A 3,576-nucleotide genomic window follows, 5' to 3' on the forward strand; every position below is an offset into this window, starting at 1 on the left:
TAACATATGCTCTCCTTATGATTTAAAATGTTTTTACAAAATTTATTTTATCATAGGGAGGGCTAAAATATCATTAAAATTTAGGAGTTTTGCAAGAGGCTCATTATTTATGTATTCTTCACTCTAAACTAACCCCTCAGATGCTGTCAAGAGAAATTTACTTTTGAAAAGTTTACTTCACATTACAAAATACTTATATGTATGATATTGTAAAAAAACGCAATAGTTTTATCCCACCCCCCAACTTGGCCACCAGCCTCCGCAAGGAAGGGGGTCAAGGAGGGGGCGGAGCCGCCCTCTTTGTTCTTCTCTTCATCCTATGTGCCGCAGATGCAGCGATATACGCAACTTGCGCAGACCTTCTTTGCGTCCCTGACCGACCCAAAGGGTACAGACGGCTCTACGATCTCGGCAAGTACGCGCTGAATCAACAGCCCGACGACTTCGTAGGCGTCCGGTGGAAAGGGTACCTCGATGGCCTCATCAATCACAGACCGCCCCAGAAAAATATGCGCACAACTGAGCGACTCTGCCGGAACCCCAAACCTCTGCGCATAAAGCATCCGATAAAACGGCAACTGCACGCAGTTGGAGACCGCCGACCAACTGTCCCGATCATCCGGATCGAGCTTGCCCAGGGCCATCGCTATCTTGGCGGAGGTCTTGTAGTCGAGGATCAGCACGGCACCATCACGGATATCGACCCTATCGAGCACCCCGTAAAGTTTGAACTGCCCCATCTTGACGCTGACGGACTCCTCAACGCACTTGATCACCGTCCTGGTGTTTGTAACAACGGGGGCCGTGTAACCGGTGAGGAAGTCAAGCAGATGTTTTCTTACCTGATGCTTCAGCAGATAGGCCGCACCGCTGGGGTCGTTGCCGTAGAACTCCCTGAATGCCCCCTCAAGACAGACGAGCATACGCCCTTGGTCGATATCTCCGGGCGTGAGCGCAACTCCAACGAGCACCCTGAAGTACTCAGCCAACACGTGATGTACAAAGCTGCCGATATCCATTGGTTCGATGTCCTGAGTGGCCTTGTCCTTCTTGTCGAGGCGCAGGACGTACTTGTAGTAAAACCTTAAGGGACACACTAGGTAGGTCTCCAGGGCAGAGGCGCTGTAGCGGATATCGTTGCGCAGAACGTTAAGCATTGCATCGGTCTTTGCCACCGGCTCCGGAGACCTGCCCTTAAGCTCAATCTTGTACTGGATGGAGCTAACGAGATTGTCGTCACTGAGGTGGTTGTTGCGTTGTTGCTGCTTCCACAGGAGGCGCTCTACGAACCGGCTTTTTTCCTTCTTGTCGTTTTCCACGAAGAAGACGGCGACCTCTTTGGCGCCTGCTATGAGCGTCTCCAGGTAGTAGGCCGACAGCTTTTCCCTGTCCACGGCGGTCGGAAGCCCCAACTGCTGACGCGCCCCAAAGGGCAACAACGAATCCTCAAGCGTCGTACCGGGCAGCACGCCCTCGTTGACGTCGAGGATATACACCCGGTCAAACCGGATGTTGCGCGTCTCCAGAAACCCCAACACCTGCATCCCCCTAAGCGGCGTCCCCGTAAAGGGGCAGTAACAGGTCGCTATGTACTTCTTAAATAGATTGAAGTAACCGGCGGGTTGCACAAAACGTATCTCTGCCATTTGGGAGTTTACGATCTTGTGCAGGGTCTTGGCAAATGCCTCGGCAAACGGGTAAAAGTACGGGTGCAGCGGGGCCGTGCTCTCCCTGTAGACGTAACTCAGGATGGCTATGCACTGTGCGGCAAAGTCTGCGGTGTCCTTAAAGCCCATAAATCGTCTGATCGTATTGTTGTGGATGTCGATCAGGTGGTCTCTGATCCCCTTGGCGTCGTGCCCCGCTAGCGAATCCGACCCCGCTACTGTAAGGAGCGAATCCGATGATTTTCCCAGTATCTTGACGATTGCATCAAACAATTCCGTGTCGTTTTCCAGCTCCTCCAGCGAAAAGAACGTCTTTGTGCGGTTTGGGGACAACTCCTCCTCGATGGTATGGAACATGATCCGTGTGATGTCCGCCCTGGTGGAGAGCAGGACGTTTTTCGTGTACGGGTGCAGGACAAACCTCAGATAGTCGTGGATGTACAGGCGGTGGCCGTCCATTGTGGTGATCAGTTGCATGAGGTTGTTAAAGAAGCCGTAGATTGGCGTCCGGTACAGGGGATATCCCAGGGAGACGTTGTAGTCGGCCTCGTCAAACACCGACAGTCCCTGCAGCAGCAGCGGGAAGAGCGTCTCCGACGACGGCAGGGCGATGACGGTGCGCTCGTTGAGGGGCTGTGTCCGGGTTAGCAGTGAGTTTAATGCAAACACCTGGCCGTGGACGTCGGGAGAGCGGTAGAACTCAATCCGCTCATGCGTGTCCATCCTCTCAAGCGGGGCAATGCCATCAATCCCAAGGGCCTTTAGTCGTTCGTGGATGCCGGGGCCGTCCTGGAAGATAAATTCCGCGTTGGTGTTGCTTGCAAGCCCCCTGAACATATCTATCTCCGAGGCCGTCATGCCATAGAACCCCAGGACGATTATCTTATCGTACCGGGAGAGGTCTGCCTCCTTAATCCTTTCGGAGACGGTTGCGTATCTGAGTGAGCGCGTGGAGTAGTTCAGCGCATTGGCGGTCTTGTAGAACTCCTCATAGAAAAACGACAGCTTCTGGATGTTTTGCATACTGTGCAGCGGGCACATGTCCTTGAAGATTTCCTCGACCCTGGAGGTGATCTCGACGCCCTTTTTTTCGATGCAGAGTTCCTCGATGTCGCGGTAGATGCTCATGCCGATGCCAAAGAAGCTGTCCGGCGTGGCGAAGTGTTCCCACTCCCGTGTGGAGTGTTCCCTGTGGCACTTGTACAGGATTGCCACAGCGTCGATGGTCTCAAGTGCGGGGTCAAAGAGCCCAAGTACGTCCTCGTATATGAAGTCCACGAAGCCGTCCATCGAAAACACCTTTGGCGGGATAAAGCTGCCCTCGCCCCTCTGTCCCAGCGTCTTTCTGAGGAAGTGTGCAGGTCGTTTGCCGGGAAAGATGACAAGGTTGTTGCTATAGTCGCATCCCGTCGTCAGTCTACCAGCCGCCTCCTGCACAAGGTCAGCCGTCGCCGGTACAAGCGTCACGTTCATAGCAGTGGAAAGAAGGAAGAAGAAGGGAGGCGGCTTACTTGGTAGAGGGCGGTGTGGAGGATATCAAACTCGATGAATTTCATTATTTGCAGGAAGTCCAAAACATTAACCCCTGAGCCAATAAAAACAAAAGGACGGGTCTTTATAATAGCCTCTAATGAACCCATAAAACCCCTTTGAGAAAGATAATGACTCTTGTAATCATCCTCAGTCAATACAATGTCTTGCGGATAATCATATCTTCCGTGTCTGTGAAATATCTTTTCTTGTGGTTCAAAGGTTGAGCTACAAGAATCGTTTAACTTTTGTATGCTCTTATTAGCTTTCATTAAGAATTAATATGATAGTGCTAGCATCACTATCACTTATTCAGTATCCTCTTTATATTTCATGGTAACTACGCTTTTATGCATCATGGATTCCTGGTCAAGCCAGG

General features: G+C 51.7%; 2 protein-coding genes. Both read right to left on the reverse strand.

Going from position 1 to position 3,576, the window contains the following annotated elements:
• Positions 1–317: 317 nt before the first annotated feature.
• On the reverse strand, positions 318–3,140 hold the full coding sequence (locus tag HWQ67_RS14515; protein WP_218253408.1) for a PD-(D/E)XK nuclease family protein: 2,823 nt from the start codon (positions 3,138–3,140) through the stop codon (positions 318–320).
• Positions 3,137–3,469 carry an SIR2 family protein gene (locus tag HWQ67_RS20630; RefSeq protein ID WP_218253409.1) on the reverse strand — a complete coding sequence of 111 codons (333 nt, stop codon included), beginning with the start codon at positions 3,467–3,469 and terminating at the stop codon, positions 3,137–3,139. The genes HWQ67_RS14515 and HWQ67_RS20630 overlap by 4 nt, the downstream gene beginning before the upstream one ends.
• Positions 3,470–3,576: the final 107 nt, after the last annotated feature.

The organism is Candidatus Magnetobacterium casense, from assembly GCF_019173545.1.
Taxonomy (GTDB): Bacteria; Nitrospirota; Thermodesulfovibrionia; order Thermodesulfovibrionales; family Magnetobacteriaceae; genus Magnetobacterium; species Magnetobacterium cryptolimnobacter.